Raw genomic sequence first — 20,682 nt, 5'->3', positions numbered from 1 at the left:
ACGCCCCCAAGGACCTCCCCTCCGGATCCTGCCGGGCCCTCGCCGCCCGGCACCGCACCTCGCCGCGTCGTCGTCGGCCGCCGATGCTCGCAGGGGACTTCCCCCTCCGCCCCGCGCCGCCCGGCACCGGACGACGAGGGCTCGACCGACAAGATCCGAAAGAGACGAGCCTTCGGGACAGCCCTCAGGCCTCCAGCCCGCAGGGTTCGGCCAGGGCCAGAGCCGGCTGCTCCAGCAGGCAGGCCACCTCGGCCGCCTCCGGCAGCCCCAGCCGGCAGAAGATCTCGTACGCCTGCCGCAACCGCACCCCCGCCTCGGCCCCGCGCCCCAGGTCCGCCAGCGAGCGGCCCAGCACCAGCAGCGCCTGAGCCTGGTCCCGCTCCGCCCCCAGCTCCTCGCACAGGACCAGCGCCTGCCCGGCGTGGTCCAGTGCCTCGCCGGCCCGGCCGAGCGAGCGCAGACTGTCCGCCAGCCGGTAGCGCGCGTGCGCCGCACGGTCCCGCAGACCCGCTCCCGTCGCCACCGCCAGGCACTCCCGGAACCAGGTCACCGCCTCCTCGTGCCGCCCGAGCCCGTGCAGCGCCAGCCCCAGTACGTACAGGGTGTAGGCCCGGCCGGGATCGTCCTGCCGGGTCCGCAGTTCGGCGAGCACCTCGTGACAGATTTCCACCGCCTCGTCCGCGCGCCCGCTGCGCACCCGAGCCAGCGCGGCGTTCACGGTCGTCACCAGGGCGCCGGAGCGGTGCCCCAACTCGTTGGCCAGCAGCAGCGCCTCGTCGTAGTGGTCCACCGCCTCGTCGTAGCGGCTGAGGAACTGGCAGATCAGGCCGAGGTCGTTGAGTGCCTGGCGCAGGATCACCGTGTCGCCGGCGGTCCGCGCCGCGTCCACCGCCAGGCGCGCGGCCGCCTCGGCGGCGTCCAGCCGGGTCGCCGCCAGGGCGACGTTCCCGCGCAGGAAGTGCGCGCGTCCGGCCGCCCGTACGTCACCGTGCCGCACCGCCGCCTCGGCCAGCGCGTCGGCGGTGGCGGCGAGTTGTCGGCTGGGAGGGGTCAGCACGAACGGGGTCAGCGCGATCAGCAGGTCGATCGCCGGCCGCAGCGCCGTCCCCCGAAAGCCGTCCGCCGCCGCGCCCGGGGGACCGGCCGCGGCGCCGGCCGCCGGGCCCGCCGCCTCCGCCGCGACCTGGGCCGCCAGCGCCACCGCACCGGGGCGCTCCGCCGCCGTCCACTCGCGGGCCGCGTCCCACCCGGCCAGCGGCACCCCCGGGGACCGGGCAGGACCCAGCGCGCCCGCCGCGGGATCACCGGGAACCGCGTGCTGGAACGCTGTGCAGGCCGTGGCCAGCAGGTGGTCCAGCAGGCGGTCCCGGGCCGCCACCGCCTCCCCGCCGTCCACCGCACCACAGCCTGCGGCGGCGGGGCCCGCCTCCTGCACCGGACGCCGCCGGGCGAAGGAGCGAAGCAGGTCGTGGTAGCGGTAGCGGCCGGGGAACGGCGACTCCACCATCGCCACGTCCACCAGGGCCTCCAACAGGTCCTCGGCGTCGTACTCGTCGAGGTCGAGGAGAGCGGCGGCGGCCGGCAGCCCGATGTCCGGCCCGTCCACCGAGGCGACCAGCCGGAACGCGCGTGCCTGGTCGGCGGTGAGCTGCCGGTAGCCCAGCTCGAAGGCCGCCGCCACCGCGAGGTCGCCGATCCGCAGTTCGTCGATCCGCCGCCGTTCCACCTGGAGCCGGCGGCTGAGCGTCTCCACCGTCCAGCCCGGCCGGGCAGCGAGCCGGGCCGCCACGATCCGGACCGCCAGCGGCAGGTACCCGCAGGCCACCACCAGCTCCAGCGCCGCGTCGCGTTCGGCGGCGAGCCGGTCCGCGCCGATGGTGCGGCCGAGCAGGTCCAGCGCCTCGGACGGGTGGAACACGTCGAGGTCGACGTGCACGGTGGCCGGCAGCCCGGCCGGCCGGGTGCGCCCGGTGGTGAGGACCGCGCAGCCGACCGCCCCGGGCAGCAGCGGCCGGATCTGCGCGGTGTCCTTGGCGTTGTCGAGCACCAGGAGCAGCCGCCGCCCGTCGACGACGGACCGGAAGAGCGCCGAGCGGGCGTCCAGCCCGTCGGGCACCGCGTCCCCGGGCACCCCGAGCGCCGCGAGGAAACTGCTGAGCACCGCTTCGGGGTCGGCGGGCACCGGGTCGGAGCCGCGCAGGTCCACATACAGCTGGCCGTCCGGATAGGACTCCCGGACGCGATGGGCCACGTGCAGGGCCAGCGCCGTCTTGCCGACGCCGCCCATGCCGACGACGGTGGCGATCACCAGCGCCTGCGCCGAAGGGGTGCCGAGCGCCTCGTCCAGCACCCGGACCGGTGCCGTGCGCCCGGTGAAGTCGGCGGCGTCCGGCGGGAGCTGGGCCGGTCTTGGGGGTGCGGCCGCCGGTCTGGGGGCCGCATCCTGTCCCTTCTTCCCCTCGTGCCGGTCCGGTTCGGGCGTCCGGGGCCCGGCCCCGGGGCCGGAGCCGTCGGCGCCGGCGGTCTCCCGCCCCGGCTGCCGCTGTCCTGCGGGCCGGTCCACGGGCGCAGCCGGGGGGACCGGTTCCGGGGCGGCCAGCGACGGGTCGCCCTCCAGGATCCTGCGGTGCAGCTGCTCCAGGTCCGCGCCGGGCGCGACGCCCAGCTCCGCGAGGAACAGCTGTCGCACCCCGCGGTACACCGCCAGCGCGTCCGCCTGCCGCCCGGCCTGGTACAGCGCCCGCATCAGCAGCTCGTACGCCCGCTCGTGCAGGGGGTGCTCGGTGGTGAGGGAGGTCAGCTCCGGGATGCAGCGCGAGTAGCGGCCGAGCGCCAGGTCCAGCCCGATCCGTTCCTCCAGCAGCGTCAGCCGCAGTTCCTCCAGCCGCTGCCGGTGACGTTCCGCGAACGGGCCCGGCACGCCGGCCAGAGGTTCGCCCTGCCACAGCTCCAGCGCCTGGTTGAGCAGGTCCCGGGCGCGCAGCGGATCGGTTCGCGCGGTGCGCTCCGCCTCGGCCGCCAGCGACTCCGCCTCCGCGGCGTCGACGGCGAGCTTCGGCAGGACCAGCCGGTAGCCGTCCCCCATCGACACCAGCACGCTCGACGCGGGCCGGTCGCTTCCCGCACCGTCGCCTTCGCCGCCCTTGCCGCCGGCGTCCAGCACCTTGCGCCATCGCCACGCGTATGTGCGCACCGTGGTCATCGCCGCGCTCGGCGGGTCCTCTCCCCACAGCGCCGTGATGAGGTCGGTGGCGCTCGCGGAGTGCCCCGGCCGCAGCAGGAGGACGGCCAGCATCGCCTGCTGCTGGGGGCTCCCGATCTTGAGCGCGGTAGCGCCCCGGTGAGCCCGCATCAGACCGAGTAATGAGAAACGGAGATCGACCAAGTCCTGCCCCCAGCCCCAGAACACGGTGCCCGCCCCCGCTCGGCGCCCATGTCTCGATTTGTGTCACCTTTTAACCACAGCGTCGCACTCGGTGTCGAGAGTCTGTTGAGCCTGTGGTGATCACGTGTTGAACCTTGCGGTAAAGAATCGCACCGTGCCGCGGGCACGCCGGAGACCGTCCGGACACCGCGCCCGCCCCCCTCGGCCGCCGGTGGCGCCGGGCCCGACCATACATTCGGAGGCGGACGTCCGTGAACACCCCATTGCTGTACAGATTGCTCGACGCCGACCCCGCCGCCGGGCCGGCGGAACTGCTGCACCGCGCCCGGGCCGGACGCCATCTGCCCCATCTGGTGCTCTCCGCCCTGGAACGGGACGGCGTCCGGATGGGCGGGCCGGCCCGTGCCGAGCTGAGCCGGGCCCGGGACCGCGTCGGCCGGTACACCCGCCTGGCCGCCGAACTCGCCCGTTCCACGGGGGTGCGCCCCATCCGGGGCCTCCCGCTCGGCGGGTACTACCCGGCCGGCCTGCTCCGTCCGCTGGAGGTCCTCGACCTGGTCGCCCCCGACGAGGCCGCCCTGTGGCAGGCGGTCATCCGCCTGGTCACCGACCACCCGGTGGAGCACATCGACGTCTCCCTGCTCGGCGAGCGCCCCCACCACACCGCCGTCACGCTCCAATGGCCCGCGCAGGACCCCCTCGTCGACCCCTGGTACCGCGTCCACCTCTCCACCGCCGCGCTGCCGGGCGACGGCCGGGGCGTCCCCGTGCGGCCGTACCTGGTCGCCGACGACCACGTGGAGTGCCTCATCGCCCTGGCCGAGTCCCGGCTCGGCGAACCGGCCCGGCCGCCCGGCCCGCTCACCCTTCTCGACGTGGCCGGGCTCACCGGCCGGCCCTTCGAGGCGGCCGAGGCGGCGGCCGTCCTCGGCGCCTACCGCCTGGCGCCCGAGGCCGCGGCCCTGCTCGACCACGCCGCCGGGTACTTCCCCCTGGGCCCGCTCGCCGCCGTCCGCACCGCCCTCACCCCGCAACTGGCCGCCGAGCACCGCCGCCGCGGCGAGGCCCCGCCCGGCCCCCGGCGGCTCCGGACCCGGCACGGCGCCCTGCTCCGCCGGACCGTCATCCGCCACACCTGGGGCGAGGCCCGTCTCCTCACCCCCAGCCCCGGCACACCCCTTCTGCTCACCCCCGTCGCGGACTACCTCCTCACGCCGGCTCCTGAAGCCGTCGCCGAGCCGGCCACCCGCACCGCCGCCCTCGACGCCCTCCACTCCTGGGACAGCCTGTGTTGAGGGTGGGGAATTCAGCATTCCGCCCGGTGTGCATCGCCGCCCCCGGTTTCACCGCTGTGGCCTTCCTTACTTTTCCGAACCGGCCCACCAGCTCCGCTAACATGTTCGAGCGAACAATGATCAGGTTGAAAATATGAACATCGGCTGAAAAATTGATATCTGCGGAAAAGCGAGCGATTTCGCGAAAGGGCGGCGGAGCCGAGTCCGCTGCATGGCGTCGCCCGAGCGTCGTGCTCTGGGGCGCGGTGGGTGCGGTGGCCCTCGGATTCCTCATCGCCCTGGAGATCGCCGCGCGCGGTTACGGCGTGCGGGGGCCGATCACCGACCAGGCGCGGGAGGTGGTGTTCGCCCCCAAGTCGGGGACGGTGCTCTATGCCAGCATGGCCCTGATGCTGGTCGTGCTCACCTGGCGGCAGCGGTTCATCGCGATCGGCGCCGCGGTCGGCATCGACCTCGTCTTCTGGCTCGTGCGCTGGGCGGTCGGTGCCGAGATGATGTACGGCAACGGCGCCCTGCTGGTCACACTGGCCTGCGCCGTCATCGCGCTCACGCGCCGCACCGGCCGTGAACGGATGCTGCTGCTCCAGGGCGTCGGACTGGCCCTGCTGCTGGTCACCGGCCGCAAGACCGGATACACCTGGCTGCTGATCACGTCGAAGACCCGCCCGACCGTGCTCGACCAGTACGTGGCGACCGCCGACCAGGCGCTGGGCAACCCGTCATGGGTGGCGGGCCGGATCGTCGAGGCCACCGGAGCGGTCGGCTTCCGCGTCCTCGAATTCGTCTACATCCAGCTGGCGGTGATGGCGGTCGTCGTCGCGCTGTACCAGCTGCGCAAGGTGGCGGTCGAGCGCCGCTTCCCGCGCCACCATCTGGTGCGCACCTTCCTGGCCATCGGCCTGCTCGGGCCGGGCATCTACATGGTCTTCCCGGTGGTCGGGCCGATCTTCGCGTACGGCGCCGACGGCGGCCAGTGGGCGCTGGCCGAGCTCTGGCCGAACACGCCGCCGCCGGTCACCACGCCGCAGCCGATGCCGTTCGACGAGTTCACGCCGCGCAACTGCATGCCCAGCCTGCACACCGCGTGGGCCACCGCGATCTTCATCCACTCCCGCAGGGCTCCACGTGCCCTGCGCTGGGCAGGAACGTTCTGGCTGATCGCGACGCTCGGGGCGACGCTGGGATTCGGCTACCACTACGGCGCGGACATCGTCGCCGGTGTCGTGTTCACGCTCACGATCGATGCCGGGCTGCGGACCCTCGACCACGGCCGGGACCGGAAGGGCATCCAGCTGGTCGCCTACGGCACCGCGGTCTTCGTCGCGCTCCTGCTGTCGTACCGCTACCTGTCGATGGAGATGGCCGCACACCCGTGGGTCTTCGGCCCGCTGGTCGTCCTGTCGATGGTCTCGGTGATCTACGGCTACGTCCGGATCACCAAGCGGTGGGAACGCCGGGCCGAGGCGGTGGCGCAGGTGCCGCAGCAGCGGCGCGAACAGCAGCCCGAACTGGTCTGAGACGACAGCGCGCGCCCCGGTGCGGCGGGGCGCGCGCGGCCGGCCGGACGGCCGGGTCAGACGATGCCCTCGGCGATCTCGGCCTGCTCCCGGGCGTTGCCGTAGGCCGCCGGCGTCCCGTACGAGCGCCGGGCGGCGTACCACCAGGCGCTGGCCAGGACCAGGACGACGGCCAGGGCGATCACCGCGTAGTTCATCGAGTCGATGGTCACCGGTGACTTCTGCGGCAGGCAGAACAGCACGGTGACGACGGCCACCCACACGACGGCGGTCCAGCCGATCGGCTTGCTCCAGCGACCCAGGCTCCACGGGCCGGGCTGGAACCGGTTCCCGGCGCGCAGCCGCAGGTAGATCGGGATCGCGTAGGCCGGGGTGATGCCGATGACGTTGATGGCGGTCACGGCCCCGTAGGCGGTGGCGGAGTAGAGCGACGGGAGCGCCAGCACGGCCGCCACGGCCACGGAGAGCCACACGGCCGGGACCGGTGTCTGCGTACGGCTGCTCACCTTGCGCCACAGGGCGGAACCGGGGAGCGCGTTGTCGCGGCTGAAGGCGAAGACCATCCGGCTCGCTGCGGCGACCTCGGCGTTGCCGCAGAAGAGCTGCGCGACGATGACGACGAGGAGCAGGGCGGTGGCGCCGCCGGAGCCCAGGGCGTCGATGAAGATCTGGGCCGGCGGCACACCGGTGGGGGTGCCCTGGACGGCCGCGTAGTCCTGGATGGCGAAGGTCAGGCCCGCGAGCAGCGCGAAGCCCGCCACCCAGGACACCCAGATGGCCCGGACGATGCCCCTGGCGGCGGAGACGGAGGCGTTGGAGGTCTCCTCCGAGAGGTGGGCGGAGGCGTCGTACCCGGAGAAGGTGTACTGCGCGAGCAGCAGGCCGACCGCCGCCACGTAGAACGGGTTGGCCCAGCCGGTGTCGTTGACGAACTCGGTGAAGACGAACGAGGGCGACTGGTGCTGGTCGGGTATGAAGGCCAGGGCACCCACGATCAGGGCGACGCCGCCCAGGTGCCACCAGACGCTCACCGAGTTCAGCACGCTGACGAGGCGGACGCCGAAGAGGTTGAGCGCGGCGTGCAGCAGCAGGATGCACAGGAAGATCACGAACGTCAGGCCGGGGGTGGGCTCGACGCCGTACTGGAGGTTGAGGAAGGCGCCGGTGAACAGGGCGGCGCCGTAGTCGATGCCGGCGATGGCGCCGAGCAGGCCGAGCAGGTTCAGCCAGCCGGTGTACCAGCCCCACCGGCGCCCGCCGAGCCGGTCGGCCATGTAGTAGAGCGCTCCCGAGGTGGGGTAGGCGCTGGTCACCTCCGCCAGGGCGAGGCCCACGCAGAGCACGAACAGGCCGACGCCGGCCCAGCCCCACAGCATCACGGCCGGACCGCCGGTGCCCAGACCGAAGCCGTAGAGGGTCATGCAGCCGGACAGGACCGAGATGACCGAGAAGCTGATGGCGAAGTTGCCGAAGCCGCCCATCCGGCGGGCGAGGACGGGCTGGTAGCCGAGCTCCCTGAGCCGTTCCTCCTCGTCCCGCCGGGGCGGGGCCTTGCTGTCCTGGCGGACGGTCGGCGCGGTTCGGGACATGGGGGAGTACCTCCTGGGGTCGTGAGGAGCGGGGGTCGGGCAGGGGGACCGGCGGGGGCGCGGGACGGAGGCCCGCGCGGTCAGCTCCGGGCCGTCAGGCTGCGGGCGCGGGCCCGCAGGAAGACCTCCATGGCCAGTTCCTGGTCGGCCGGGTCGCGCGTGCGGTGGGCCCACGGCAGGGTGGTCCAGTACCGGTCGATCGCGCCGAAGACCTGTGCCGCCTCGCCGAACAGGTGTGCCCCCCACAGCGCGTGCGCGAGGTGGTTCAGGTCGAGCTGGGAGGCGCGGCGCAGGTCGCTGTGGCGGAACCAGGTGTTCAGGGCGTTACCGGCGTCGCGGACGGCGTCCTCGGCGACCCAGTGGAGGTCGAGCGCCTTCTCCTGGCCACGCTCGCGGCGGTAGCGCTCGATGCTCAGGTAGAGCGGCAGGAGATGGACGGCGGACTCGGGCGGCGCCGAACCGGACGCCCAGTGGACGAAGTTGGCGGCCTCGGTCAGCGGTCCGGGCGTGGCCGCGCACACGAACTGGAGCATCCGGTGGTACGCCTCGCGGTTGTGCGGGTCGCGCTTGTCGACCTGGGCGAGGATGCCCCAGGGGCCTCGGGGCAGCATCAGGGCGGGCGGCGGCTGCCGGTGCTCGTCCATCGAACGGTGCTCGTCGAGGAGGGCCAGCGCGAGCAGGCAGACCCACGGCACGGGGTCGGCGGGGCTGAGCTCGGCGGAGTCGCGGCAGGCGGCCCACGCCTCCTGCCACAGCTCGCGCGTACGGGGGTGGCGCGCCCTGTGGGCGCGGACGGCGCGCTCGACGACGACCCGGGTGTGCATGACGGACGCTGCGACGCTGCGCGGTTCCTCGGCCCGCCAGGCCTGGACCACGTCGGATCCGGCGGCGACCGCGGCGAGCACCTGGGTGCGCTGGGTCCACAGCCCCCAGCCGTCCGTCCGGTCCAGTAAGTGCGCCATCGCCAGCCAGCGTCCGGTGCGCAGGTCCTGCACGGCCACCCGCAGGTCGTTGTCGTGGCCGGCGGGGTGGTAGACGGGCCGGAAGTCGCCGCCCGCCATCACCTCGCCCCGGTCTGCGGGTAGTCGGGACGGGCGCGTCTTGCGGTGGTCGTGGTCATCGGTCCTCGCATCGCATGGCCTTCGCGCCTGGTGATCGGCGATCACTATAGAGTGACTATGAGCGTTCGAGATGTGAAACTTTTTCGAATGCAAGTATCAAGCCATATACAAGATGTGAATTCTCGTCAGGAGGCCCCGTCCGCGCGGATGGATCTTGACGGGGCGGCGTCCGCTGGTGAAGGCTTCCCGGAGGCGATCGCGCGTGCGACACCCAGGACGGAGTGGTGATGACGGGCCCGGTGCTCGCTGTGGACCAGGGCACCTCGGGAACCAAGGCCCTCGTCGTCTGCCCCGTGCGCGGAGTCATCGGCTCCGCATCGGCGCCGGTGCGGCCCCGCCACCTGCCGGGCGGCCGTGTGGAGGTCGACCCCCGCGAGCTGCTCGCATCGGTCGTCGACGCGGGGCGCGCCGCCCTCGCCGCGGCCGGCGAACCGGTCGCTGCGGTGGGCCTGGCCAACCAGGGAGAGACCGTCCTCGCCTGGGACCCGACGAGCGGAGAACCGCTGACCTCGGCGATCGTCTGGCAGGACCGCCGCGCCGAGCAACTGTGCGCCGAACTGGCCCCGCACGCAGCGGCGTTGCAGGACCGGACGGGCCTGCCCCTCGACCCGTATTTCGCCGCGCCCAAGATGGCCTGGATACGCCGTCACCTCACCCGGCAGGGCGTCGTGACGACCAGCGACGTGTGGCTGGTGCACCGGCTCACCGGTGCCTTCGTCACCGACGCGGCGACCGCCGGCCGCACCCAGCTGCTCGACCTCGACACCGTCGACTGGTCACCGGCCGCCCTCGACGCCTTCGGCCTCACCGGCGAACCGCTGCCCGAAGTCGTCGACGGGGACACCCGGGTCGGCACCACCACCGCCTTCGGGCCCCCGCTCCCCCTGACGGGGCTGCTCGTCGACCAGCAGGCCGCACTCCTCGCCCAGCGCGTCACCGAGCCCGGAACCGCCAAGTGCACCTACGGCACGGGAGCGTTCCTCCTCGCGCAGAGCGGCCCGCGCCCCCGCCGCAGCACCACCGGGCTCGTCGGCTGCGTCGCCTGGCGCCTGGGCGGCGAGACCAGCTACTGCCTGGACGGCCAGGTCTACACGGCCGCGTCCGCCGTCCGCTGGCTCACCGACCTCGGAGTGATCTCCGGCGCCCAGGACATCGACACCGTGGGCGGGACCGCCCCCGACGCCGGCGGCGTCACCTTCGTCCCCGCCCTCGCCGGCCTCGCCGCCCCCTGGTGGCGGGGGGACCTGCGCGGATCGGTCACCGGACTCGGCCTCGAGACGACCGCGGGACACCTCGTGCACGCGCTGTGCGACGGCATCGCCGCACAGGTCGCCGAGCTCGCCGACGCCGTCGCCGCCGATCTCGGCACGCCGCTGGCCACCCTGCGCGTCGACGGCGGACTCACCCGGTCCGCCCTGCTCATGCAGACGCAGGCCGACCTGCTCCAGATCCCCGTCGAGGTGTCCGCGCTCCCGGACGCCACCGCCCTCGGCGTCGGCGCCGTCGCCCGGCTCGGCCTCGACCCCTCCCTCGCCGTGCACGACGCCGTACCGGATTGGAAGCCGTCCGCCGTCTACGAACCCAAGGCCGGCCGCGGACAGGCCGCCGAGCGCCGCGCACGGTTCCGGACGGCGGTGTCCGCCCTGCTTGCCGGCCCCGCATGACCCTGACCCGGCACGGCCCGTTGCCCGGCGGCGACCCGTACGACGTGACGGTCGTCGGCGCCGGCGTGGTGGGTTCGGCCATCGCCCGCGAACTGGCCCGTCTCCCGCTGCGGACCGCGCTGATCGACGCGTCCGACGACGTCGGCGACGGAACGTCCAAGGCCAACACCGCCATCCTGCACACCGGTTTCGACGCGGTGCCCGGCTCCCTGGAGGCCCGGCTCGTCCGCGACGGGCAGCGGCTGCTCGCCGCCTACGCCGCCGACACCGGCATCCCGGTGGAACCGGTCGGCGCCCTGCTCGTGGCCTGGAACGGGGAACAGCTCGCAGCCCTGCCGGGCCTCGCCGACAAGGCCCTGCGCAACGGCTACCACGCGGCCCGCATCCTCCCGGCGGACGAGGTACGGGCCCGCGAACCGCAGCTCGGCCCCGGCGTGCTGGGCGCCCTCCACGTACCGGACGAGTCCCTCATCTGCCCCTGGACGACCACCCTCGCGTACGCCACCCAGGCCGTGCGCGCCGGCGTCGACCTCCACCTCAACTGCCATGTGCGGGCGGTCGCCCCGGGCGAACCGCACACCCTCGCCACCGGCCGGGGCCCGCTGCGCACCCGGCACCTGGTCAACGCGGCCGGCCTGTACGCCGACGAGATCGACCGGCTCCTCGGCCATGCGGACTTCACGGTGACGCCCCGCCGCGGCCAGCTGATCGTCTTCGACGAACTCGCCCGCGGCCTGGTACGCCACATCCTGCTGCCGGTTCCCGACGCACGCGGCAAGGGAGTGCTCGTCACCCCCACCGTGTACGGGAACGTGATGCTCGGGCCGACCGCCGAGGACCTCGACGACAAGACGGACACCGGCTCGACCGCCGAAGGGCTCGCGCTGCTGCGGGAGAAGGGCCGGCGGATCCTGCCGGCGCTCCTCGACGAGGAGGTCACCGCCGTGTACGCCGGGCTGCGCGCGGCAACCGGACAGGAGGACTACGCGATCCGCGCCCATCCCGCACAGCGGTACGTCACCGTGGGCGGGATCCGCTCCACGGGCCTGACCGCCTCGATGGCGATCGCCGCCCACGTGGTGGAACTGCTCGCCGAAGGCGGTCTGCCCGTGACCGGCGCACGCGAGCCGGAACCGGTGCGGATGCCGAACCTCGGCGAGGCCTTCCCCCGCCCGTACCGCGACGCCGCGATGATCGCGGCGGATCCGGAGTACGGCCGGATCGTCTGCCACTGCGAACGCGTCACCCGCGGGGAGATCCGCGACGCGCTCGCCGCGACCGTACCGCCCGCCTCGCCGGACGGCCTGCGGCGGCGCACCCGTGCCCGCGGCGGCCGCTGCCAGGGCTTCCACTGCGGAGCCGCCGTCCGCGCCCTGTTCGAGGAGGCCCGCCGGTGAACGACACGGACCGTACCGGCCGTACGGACCGCACCGAGGTGCGGGCCGATGTGCTGGTCGTCGGCGCCGGCCCCGCCGGACTGGCCCTGGCCGCCCGGCTGGCCCGAGCGGGAGTCGGCCGCGTCGAGGTCCTGGAACGCGACCAGGAGCCGGGCGGCATGCCGCGCCATCTCCACCACGGCGGCTTCGGCCGGCCGCCGCTCCCCTGGCTGCGGGGTCCCGAGTACGCGCGGCGCTCGGTACGGGCGGCGCTCACCGCCGGGGCCTCGGTCCGCACCGGTGTCACCGCCACCGGCTGGGCCGGCCCGCGCTGCCTGGAGACCACCGGCCCGGCGGGCCTGGAACGGATCACGGCCCGGGCCGTCGTGCTCGCCACCGGCGCGCGGGAGCGCCCGCGCAGCGCCCGGCTGGTTCCCGGCTCACGCACGCAGGGGGTGATGACCACCGGTGAGCTGTTCCAGGCGGTCCACACGTACGGGCTGCCCGTCGGCCGGCGGGCCGTGGTGGTGGGCGCCGAGCCCGTGGCCCGCCATGCGGCGGCCACGCTCCGGCAGGCGGGCGCAGACGTGGTGGCGATGATCACCGAACACCCGCGCGCGGCGTCAGTACCGGGCATCCCACTGCTCACGGCGACGACGGTCGGCGAACTGCGCGGCCGGGGCCGGCCGACCGGGGTGCTGATCCACCACCGGGACGGCCGCACCGGCCTCCTCGCGTGTGACACGGTGGTCTTCACCGGCGACTGGATCCCCGACCACGAACTGGCCCGCCGCGGCGGCATCCCCCTGGACCCCGGCACCCGGGGCCCCGGCGTGGACGCCTCCTTCCGCACCGCCGCGCCCGGCGTCTTCGCGGTCGGCAACGCCCTCCACGGCATCGAACGCGCGGCCACCGCCGCCGCGGAGGGCGCCGCCGCGGCGGCCGGCGTACTCGCCCACCTCGCCGGCGCCCCATGGCCGGAGCCCGGCCCGCCGCTACAGGTCCGGGCCCCGCTGGTGTGGGTGACGCCCAACCGCGTCACGGGCATCGCCCGGCGACCGCTGCTGCTGCGTTGCGCGGAAGCCGTGGCCGCCCCCGAGGTGACCGTGACGCAGGACGGCCGGCCGCTGTGGCGGCGGCGGCTCCCGCTCACGGCCTCCCCGTCCCGCTCCCTGCACCTGCCGCCCCGGTGGACCGCCCGCGTGAACCCCGCGGGCGGCCCGGTCGTGCTCGCCCTGACCTGACCGCCCAGCGGCTCAGTGGCCTGTGCAAAGCTGCGCCGGATGGGTGTCGCACCCTGATATCGGGTGAATGCCAAGGCAATTGGGTTGCTGTGCTGTGCCCCGGCACCTAGGGTCTTCGCAGTAGCGATCCATGTGAGGGGGACCTGTGGTATCACGCCTACGTCTGGCCGGGGTGTCGGCCGTCGCGCTGACGGTCGTCATCGGCCTGGCCGGCCCGGCATCCGCATCCGACGAGTACCGCTGTACCGGCTACCAGCACATCGAACTCCCGACCAGCGGGTTCAACACCGACCTCACCAGTCGCGTGTGCGTCTGGCGGAACTTCAGCGGCAAGGTCCGGGCTTCCGCCTCCTTCAGCTGGCAGGAAGGCGGCAGCGGCAAGTTCAACAAGCTGCTGCTCAGCACGCGCCTGGAGAAGAACGACGTCATGAAGGCCAGCACCGTGTGCAACTACAAGAACGCCGTCAACTCCAACGAAGCGGGCGGCGGTTACGTCTGCTGGACCCCGTGGACCTCCGTACCGGCGGGCGGCATCACGGGCGACGCCGGGCTCCTCTACGACCTTGCCGACGACGGCAAGGGCGACTTCCTGTGGAACCTCGGCGGCAGCCCGTCCATCTGAGGCCTCCGGGACGCCTGCCGGACGCACTCCGCGTGCGGCCGGCCGCCGACCGGTGTGACCGGTCGGCGGCCGGCGCCGCCCTTCGCCGCCGACGTGCGGCGGGTCATTCCTTGAAGGTGTCCTTGATCTTCTCCTTGGCCTGCCGGGCGTTGCCCTTGGTCTTCTCGGCGTGCCCCTCGGCGGTCAGGCGTTCGTTGCCCACCGCGCGGCCGGCGGCCTCCTTGATCTTGCCCTTGACCTGTTCGCCCTTGGCCCGGCTCTTCTCCTTGTCGGACACGACTGATCACTCCCTGAAGATCGGTGCACGGATGCGTCGTACATCTCGCGTCTGACCCCGATCCCCGGTGGCAAACGCGACCCGCCGATCCCTCCGGGGCCGAAGTGACCACCAGGACGACCGGTGGGACGATGGGGTCCGCAGACGGGGTCGTGAGCGGCCGAGAAGGTCAGAGAGGGTGAGTGTCACCGTGGCGGTGCTGGACGCGTTCACCGACGTACTCGACCACCCGGTGTACGTGGTGACGGCCGCGGCCGGGGACCGGCGCGCCGGCTGCCTGGTGGGCTTCGCCTCCCAGTGCTCCATCGACCCGCCCCGGTTCATGGTGTGGCTCTCCAAGGCCAACCACACGTACACGGTCGCCCGGACGGCCTCCCACCTCGCCGTGCACGCCCTGCGGCACGACCAGAAGGGGACGGCCGAGCTCTTCGGCGGCCGGACCGGCGACGACACCGACAAGTTCGAGCACGTCGCCTGGCGGCGGTCGCCCCACGCCCCCACACCGATCCTGGAGGACGCCGCCGCCTGGTTCCTCGGCCGGATCGAAGGGCACACGGACGGCGGAGACCACATCGGATTCCTGCTCGCACCCGTCGAGGCGAGCCGCGCGGCCCCCAAGCGGCCGCCGCTGCTGCTCCTGAGCCGCGTCACCGACCTCACGCCCGGCCATCCGGCCTGACGGCCCGCCCCGCCTCTGTTTGCGGCCCCCGCCGACCGCGCCGAGACTGGATCCGCATGTGATCAGCCACCAGCGAACGGACGACGGGAGAAGACATGTCTGGATACGGAAACGGATTCGCCTGTGCAGCCGGTGCCGAGGACTTCACCGCCACGGCCCACCGGACGGGCAAGGGCGGGCGCACGGTCACGGTGAAGGGCACCTGTCAGTGCCGAACCCCCGGCTTCGATCTCGAACTGGCCCTGGCATCCCCACCGCTCGTCCCGGTCCCCGAGGAACTCCATCTGGAGCTGACCGAGGTCCCGCCGACCGGGACCGTCGCCCAGGTCATCACGCCCACGGACGTGGAAGGCGAGTTCGAGATCGGCGACGAGGTGGAACGGATCCTGATCCGCAACCGGAACATCACCGTGCTCGTCAAGGAGGGATGATCCTGCGAGTGCCGCTCCCCGGCGGGGGTGTCGAGGCCTCGTCCGACCGCTGACATCCGGTCAGGCGGGGCCCGCACTGTGCCGCCCCGGGTTCCGAAATCACCCGCACGGGTGAAAATGGGGGCCGGGCGCGGACGTGTGGGGGGCGGCATGCCGGTGTTGCTCGTACGGGAGAACGGCCGCGTGCGCGGCTGGCCGGCCTACGTCGGGGCGGTCGGCCTCGGCGCGGCGGCCCTGGCCCTGGCCGCGCTGTGGACCAGCGGGGCGTGGGCCACCGGAATCGGCGCCGCCGTCACCGCCTTCTCCGGCCTGGCAGCCGAGCGGCTGGCGCCCCAGCGGGGTACGGGGTCGGGCGGGGCCGCCACCGGAACCGGCGCGGACGCGCTGCTGCGCACCGCGGCGGGCCGCATCCCCACCCTGCGTCAGGTGGACCGCCCCGAGCCCGCCGGCGCCCACCACGCGGACGGACATCCTGCCGACGGGAGCCGGACCCCGGCCCCGCCCCCGGCGTACATCCGCCGCGACGTGGAACCCCAGCTGCGCGAGGCCCTCGGCCGGGCCGGCTTCGTCCTGGTGGTGGGGGAGTCCACCGCCGGCAAGTCCCGGCTGGCACACGAGGTGGCCCGCGCGCTCTTCCCCCGCCACGCCTTCGTCCGTCCCCTGGGCAGGACCGCGCTCCCGCAGGCGCTGCGCGTGGCCGCCAAGCGGCGGCGGGCCGTGCTGTGGCTCGACGACCTGGAGGAGTTCCTCGGCGCGGGAGGGCTCACGACCGCCATGCTGGCCGCGCTGTCGGCGCCCGCGCCGGGGCGCCGGGTGGTGCTCGCGACCATGCGCACCCAGGAGTTCCGGCGCTTCGACGCCCGCGAGGAGAGCCGGCTGACGGGATCCGACCGCGATGCCTGGCGCACCCAGCGGGACGTGCTCCGGCAGGCGCAGGTGGTACGGCTGGCCCGGCACTGGTCCCCCGAGGAGCGCAGGCGGGCCGCCGCACACGGACAGGACCCGCGGATCAGGGCGGCCCTGCGAGCCGGGGACCGCTTCGGCATCGCGGAAGTCCTGGCCGCCGGACCCGAGTTGCTCGCCGCATGGCACAACGCCTGGACGCCCGGCGCCAATCCGCGCGGCGCGGCCGTGGTCGCGGCGGCCGTGGACTGCCGGCGGGCCGGGCTGCGAAGCCCGGTGAGCCGTGACCGCCTGCGCGAACTGCACCGCCCCTACCTGGTGGAACGCGGCGGCGGCGACCTCCAGCCGGAACCCTTCGACGACGCGATGACCTGGGCCTGCACGGCGGTCTACGCCACCAGCGGGCTGCTCATCGGCAACTACACCCAGGGCTACACGGCCTTCGACTACCTCCTCAACGCGCCCGGCCTGCCCCCGGTGCCGGAGCACCTGTGGCAGACCCTCGTCACCAGGGTCACGCCGGCCGGGGCCTACGACATGGGACTGCTGGCCCACCAGGAAGGGAGGCCGAGGCGGGCCGCCGAAGCGCTGTCCCGGGCCCGGCTGGGCGGGGTCCCCGGGGCCGACTTCCTGCTCGCCATCACGGTCGGGGACGCGGGGCGACCGCGCCGGGCCGCCGCAGACCTCGCCGGGATCACCCGGCGGCGCGAGGACCGGCTGGGCCCGGCCCACCCGGACACCCTGGCCGCCCGCCACCAGCTGGCCTTCTTCACCGGCGAGGCGGGCAACCCGCACGCCGCGGCCGGCCGGTTCGCCGCCCTGGCCGCCCACACCGCGTCCGTCCTCGGCGCCGATCACCCCGACACCCTGGCCGCGCGGCACGAACTGGCCTACTTCACCGGCGAGGCGGGCGCCACGGCCGAGGCGGCACGGCAACTGACCCGGCTGCTCGCCGACCGGCTGCGGGTCCAGGGCCCCGACGACCCCCAGGTGCTCGCCACCCGGCGCAGCCTGATCTGGTACCGGGCCGACGAACCGGACCGCACCGAACAGCAGCTGGTCGAACTCCTGGCCGACGCCGAACGCTGCCTCGGCGGCGACGACCCGCACACCCTCGCCGTCCGCAGCAGCCTCGCCGCCTTCGCGGCCCGGGCGGGCCGTACCGCCGAGGCGGCGGCCGCCTGGGAGTCCCTGGTGGCCGACCGCACCCGGGTCATGGGCCCCGATCATCCGCACACGATCTACGCCCGCCTGGAATGGGCCCGGGCGCTCGCCTCCGCGGGCCGCCCCGAGCAGGCCCGCACCCTGCTGAACCGGACCCTCGGCGACGCCCGGACCCTGCTGGAGCCGGGCCATCGCCATCTGCGCCTGGCCCGGGAGCTGCTGGCCGGCCTCCCGCCGACGGGGCAGCACCGGGCCTGACCCGCGCACCACCCGCGCCGGGGAGGGGCCGGTCAGGCGGCGGCCGGCTCCGTCCGCCCCGCCGAAACGGGGTCCGCCAGGCGCCCGCTGCGGTGCAGCCACCGGACCGCGGCGGCGCACAGCACTCCCACGGCGGCCAGGGACAGCCACGGCAGCGCCGGCGCCCCCGAGGCCCGGGCCGCGTCGAGAGCCGCACCCGTGAGCAGGTTGCCCACGGTGATTCCGATCCCGCAGACCGTGTTGTACAGCCCGTAGTGCGTCGCGACGAGCCGGTCCCCGGACAGCCGGACGACGGTGTCCATCTCGAACGGATACGCGATCATCGTGCCGACGGCGAGCAGCAGCGCCGCCAGCGTCGGCGGCCCTGCCGCGAGGAGCCAACGCCCCGGACCCCCGTCCGGGACCGGAACGGCCGTCGCCAGGAGCAGCGGCACGAACGCGCCGCCCATCACCAGCAGACCCCCGGGCAGGGCCCGTCCCGGCGTCGTGCGCGCCTTGCACCAGGCGGTGACCCGCGTCTGGAACAGGACGGTGCTCAGCCCCGACACGGCGAACAGGCAGGCCGTCGCCGCCCCCGCGAAGGTCCCGTCGCCACCGAGGCGGCGGACCTCCAGCGGCAGCGCCAGGTACACCTGGAAGGCCAGCACGTACGAGCCGGTCATCGCGGCGGCGAAGAGCAGGAACGGCCGGTTGGCGAGGATCCCGCGCCACTGGGCCGGCACGGTCTCGCGCGCCGCGCCCGGTGCCGTGCCCGCCCCGTCCGCCCGGCGGGCGGGCAGGCCGCGGATCTGTACGAGGCTCAGTACGGCGAAGATCCCGGCCGCCGTCAGGCAGATGACGCGGAACCCGGCCCCGGTGAGGACCATGCCCACCAGCGGCCCGAGCAGGATGCCTGCCTGATAGAAGACGTTGAACAGGGCGAACGCCTCCACCCGGCCGTCACCCGCCTCCGCAGCCAGGTACGCCCGGGTCGCCGGGTTGAACAGGGCCCCCGCCAGGCCGGTGGCGGCGGACGCCGCCAGCAGGGCGGGCACGGACTCGACGAGCCCGAGGGCGGCGAAGCCGATGACGCGCAGGACCAGCCCCGCGATGATCACGGGTTTGCAGCCGAACCGGTCGGCGAGGGTGCCGCCGATCAGGAACATGCCCTGCTGGCTGAAGTTGCGTACGCCGAGGACCAGGCCGACGAGCCAGCCGGCGAGCCCCAGCGAGCCGGACAGGTGCGCGGCGAGGTACGGCATCAGCATGTAGAAGCCGAGGTTGATGGTGAACTGGTTCACCATCAGCAGTCGGACGCTGCGGTCGTAGGAGCGGAACTGCGCGAGGGTGCCCTTCACCGGCCGGATCCCTCCGCCCGTTCCGGGGACCCGCCGGCCCGCTCCTCGAGGGACAGCGGATCGACGACCGCCGCACACCGGGTCCAGCGCGTGACCTCCTTCTCGTCGACGCGCCCGACGACGTCCGGTTCGGCGCCGGGAGGGCCCTCGAGGAGCCCGTGTGCCGCGCAGTAGTCGTCGTCGTAGACCGTGCCGAGGTAGCGCTGGGGCCCGTCGGGGAAGACCGCGGCGATACGGGTGTCCGCCGGCCGGGTCCGGGCCAGCCAGCCCGCTACCAGGGCGACGGCGCCCACGCTCCAGCCGCCCGTGGCGTAGTGCGAGCCGGCGAGCTGTCGGCAGGCCCAGACCGCCTCGGACGGTGCCACCCAGTGCACTTCGCAGAAGTCGCCGTAGGCGACGTTGCGCGGATAGATGCTCGATCCGAGTCCGCGCATCAGGCGGGGCCGGGCGGGCTGGCCGAAGATCGTCGAGCCGATCGTGTCCACGCCGACCAGCTCCAGCTGCGGGTGGAGCTGCCGCAGTACGCGGGAGACGCCCGCGGAGTGCCCGCCCGTGCCGACGCTGCACACCAGGACGTCGATGTGCCCCAGTTCGGTGGCCAGTTCGAGGGCGAGGGGCGTGTAGGCGCCGGTGTTGTCGGGGTTGTTGTACTGGTCGGGGCACCAGGATCCCGGATTCCGGTCCATGAGCCGGCGTACCCGCTCGCGGCGGGCCTCCTGCCATCCGCCGCAGGGGTGGGGCTCGGCGACGACGTTGACCTGTGCGCCGTAGGCGGTCAGCAGTTTCGTCATGGACGGCTCCAGTCCCGGGTCGGTGACCAGCGTGACCGGATGCCCGTGGACCATGCCGGCCAGGGCGAGCCCCAGGCCCAGGGTGCCGCTGGTGGACTCGATGATCCGGGCGCCGGGCAGCAGGTCACCGCGGGCGCGGGCCCGTTCGACCATGTGCAGGCCGGGCCGGTCCTTGATGCCACCGGGGTTGAAGCCCTCGAGCTTGGCCCAGAAGCCGTGGCCCTCGGGGGCGAACGGCTCGGACACGCGCAGGAGCGGGGTGTTGCCGACGAGCCCGGACAGGGCGGCGCCGCGGGCGGGCTGGGCGGTTCGTGTGGACGGAGAGGACATCTTCCTCTGCTCTCGTTCGTAGACGGATGTTTCCGTGACATCTCGTCCGCCTCTGTCGCGCAGGGGTGTCGGCCCGTACGGGACGGAGGGGACGGCGGCCTTTCGGGCAGGCCGCACGAACGGCTTCTAGATCCGCCAGCAGCAGATGCGGGTCCTGGTTCTGCGGCCCGCGAGCGCTATGCCGGGAGACGGGGAGGCGCGGTGCCGTACCGGGCCGGGCGACGCCGCGGCGAGCAGTGCGAGGAGCACGGTGGCGAGCACCGGGAACGCGGCCGGGCGCTGCACCGCGAGGTCCTGGACGCCCCGCGGCGCGAGATGGAGGACGCAGGGGTCGTCGGGGTGGGGGACCCCCGGAGAGTCCGGAGCGGTGCTCTCGTGGTGGTGGACCGGTGCGGATCGGGCGAGGGCCGGCCGTGGGGCCGGCTGACCGTCGTGGACCAGGCAGCCGATGAGTGCCGCGGTGAAGGCGTACAGGGCGAGGAACGCGGACAGCGCGAGCAGCGGCCGCACGAGGACCCCCGCGCGGCGCGCGGCGGCGGACAGGTGGAACGACACGGCTCCTCCGGGGAGGTGCTTCGGACCGTGGACGGGGACGAGGGTGCCCGGTACGGGCGGCGGGTGGATGGCGCCGCGGGTCATGCGGAGTGTCCCGCCGATGTCCGGGGGGCCCGGTCGGCGCGACCCCCGGACGCCCGGGAA

16 protein-coding genes are annotated in these 20,682 nt (G+C 74.1%); 9 read left to right on the top strand and 7 right to left on the bottom strand.

The window, feature by feature from the left end:
- Positions 1-184: 184 nt before the first annotated feature.
- Positions 185-3,352, bottom strand: a complete 3,168-nt coding sequence (locus tag ACZ6JS_RS24665) for an AfsR/SARP family transcriptional regulator (RefSeq protein ID WP_469300968.1) — start codon at positions 3,350-3,352, stop codon at positions 185-187.
- A 284-nt stretch (positions 3,353-3,636) separates the two neighbouring features.
- Between ACZ6JS_RS24665 and ACZ6JS_RS24660 the strand changes: the two genes are divergently transcribed.
- Positions 3,637-4,680 (top strand): hypothetical protein, encoded by a 1,044-nt coding sequence (locus ACZ6JS_RS24660; RefSeq protein ID WP_469300966.1) that lies wholly within the window; start codon positions 3,637-3,639, stop codon positions 4,678-4,680.
- Between the two features lie 152 nt (positions 4,681-4,832).
- A complete protein-coding gene (locus tag ACZ6JS_RS24655) occupies positions 4,833-6,197 on the top strand; it encodes a phosphatase PAP2 family protein (protein ID WP_469300964.1) in 1,365 nt (454 codons plus the stop codon).
- Positions 6,198-6,253: 56 nt separating this feature from the next.
- On the opposite strand, the gene ACZ6JS_RS24650 is transcribed toward ACZ6JS_RS24655, so the two are convergent.
- Positions 6,254-7,786 carry an amino acid permease gene (locus tag ACZ6JS_RS24650; RefSeq protein ID WP_469300962.1) on the bottom strand — a complete coding sequence of 511 codons (1,533 nt, stop codon included), beginning with the start codon at positions 7,784-7,786 and terminating at the stop codon, positions 6,254-6,256.
- 80 nt (positions 7,787-7,866) lie between these two features.
- Positions 7,867-8,847 carry a hypothetical protein gene (locus ACZ6JS_RS24645; RefSeq protein WP_469300960.1) on the bottom strand — a complete coding sequence of 327 codons (981 nt, stop codon included), beginning with the start codon at positions 8,845-8,847 and terminating at the stop codon, positions 7,867-7,869.
- Between the two features lie 287 nt (positions 8,848-9,134).
- Between ACZ6JS_RS24645 and ACZ6JS_RS24640 the strand changes: the two genes are divergently transcribed.
- The 4 genes from ACZ6JS_RS24640 (at position 9,135) to ACZ6JS_RS24625 (ending at position 13,813) form a co-directional block, all read left to right on the top strand.
- On the top strand, positions 9,135-10,571 hold the full coding sequence (locus ACZ6JS_RS24640; protein ID WP_469300959.1) for an FGGY family carbohydrate kinase: 1,437 nt from the start codon (positions 9,135-9,137) through the stop codon (positions 10,569-10,571).
- The gene (locus ACZ6JS_RS24635) at positions 10,568-11,968 is read left to right on the top strand and encodes an FAD-dependent oxidoreductase (RefSeq protein ID WP_469300957.1); all 1,401 of its coding nucleotides are present in this window, start codon (positions 10,568-10,570) and stop codon (positions 11,966-11,968) included. Before ACZ6JS_RS24640 ends, ACZ6JS_RS24635 begins: the two co-directional genes overlap by 4 nt.
- Positions 11,965-13,191, top strand: a complete 1,227-nt coding sequence (locus ACZ6JS_RS24630; protein WP_469300955.1) for an NAD(P)/FAD-dependent oxidoreductase — start codon at positions 11,965-11,967, stop codon at positions 13,189-13,191. Before ACZ6JS_RS24635 ends, ACZ6JS_RS24630 begins: the two co-directional genes overlap by 4 nt.
- Positions 13,192-13,336: 145 nt before the next feature.
- Complete coding sequence (locus ACZ6JS_RS24625) at positions 13,337-13,813, top strand: hypothetical protein (RefSeq protein WP_469300953.1); 477 nt, start codon at positions 13,337-13,339, stop codon at positions 13,811-13,813.
- Positions 13,814-13,916: 103 nt separating this feature from the next.
- On the opposite strand, the gene ACZ6JS_RS24620 is transcribed toward ACZ6JS_RS24625, so the two are convergent.
- Positions 13,917-14,090 (bottom strand): CsbD family protein, encoded by a 174-nt coding sequence (locus ACZ6JS_RS24620; protein WP_469300951.1) that lies wholly within the window; start codon positions 14,088-14,090, stop codon positions 13,917-13,919.
- A gap of 178 nt (positions 14,091-14,268) precedes the next feature.
- Here ACZ6JS_RS24620 and ACZ6JS_RS24615 point away from each other — a divergent pair, with 178 nt between their 5' ends.
- From ACZ6JS_RS24615 to ACZ6JS_RS24605, 3 genes are all read left to right on the top strand, one after another.
- The gene (locus ACZ6JS_RS24615) at positions 14,269-14,769 is read left to right on the top strand and encodes a flavin reductase family protein (protein ID WP_469300949.1); all 501 of its coding nucleotides are present in this window, start codon (positions 14,269-14,271) and stop codon (positions 14,767-14,769) included.
- A 95-nt stretch (positions 14,770-14,864) separates the two neighbouring features.
- Positions 14,865-15,200 (top strand): hypothetical protein, encoded by a 336-nt coding sequence (locus tag ACZ6JS_RS24610; protein ID WP_469300948.1) that lies wholly within the window; start codon positions 14,865-14,867, stop codon positions 15,198-15,200.
- A 150-nt stretch (positions 15,201-15,350) separates the two neighbouring features.
- Complete coding sequence (locus ACZ6JS_RS24605; protein ID WP_469300946.1) at positions 15,351-17,525, top strand: tetratricopeptide repeat protein; 2,175 nt, start codon at positions 15,351-15,353, stop codon at positions 17,523-17,525.
- A 32-nt stretch (positions 17,526-17,557) separates the two neighbouring features.
- Here the strand turns inward: ACZ6JS_RS24605 and ACZ6JS_RS24600 are convergent, their stop codons facing one another.
- The 3 genes from ACZ6JS_RS24600 to ACZ6JS_RS24590 all read right to left on the bottom strand — a co-directional run bounded on the left by ACZ6JS_RS24600 (position 17,558) and on the right by ACZ6JS_RS24590 (position 20,622).
- Positions 17,558-18,862 carry an MFS transporter gene (locus ACZ6JS_RS24600; protein WP_469300944.1) on the bottom strand — a complete coding sequence of 435 codons (1,305 nt, stop codon included), beginning with the start codon at positions 18,860-18,862 and terminating at the stop codon, positions 17,558-17,560.
- Positions 18,859-19,983, bottom strand: a complete 1,125-nt coding sequence (locus tag ACZ6JS_RS24595) for a PLP-dependent cysteine synthase family protein (protein ID WP_469300942.1) — start codon at positions 19,981-19,983, stop codon at positions 18,859-18,861. Before ACZ6JS_RS24595 ends, ACZ6JS_RS24600 begins: the two co-directional genes overlap by 4 nt.
- 126 nt (positions 19,984-20,109) lie before the next feature.
- Positions 20,110-20,622, bottom strand: coding sequence for a hypothetical protein (locus ACZ6JS_RS24590; protein WP_469300940.1), 513 nt, complete (start codon positions 20,620-20,622; stop codon positions 20,110-20,112).
- Positions 20,623-20,682: the final 60 nt, after the last annotated feature.

This window comes from Streptomyces sp. NPDC046349, assembly GCF_055587885.1.
This window is presented reverse-complemented; position numbering and strand designations above follow the sequence as displayed.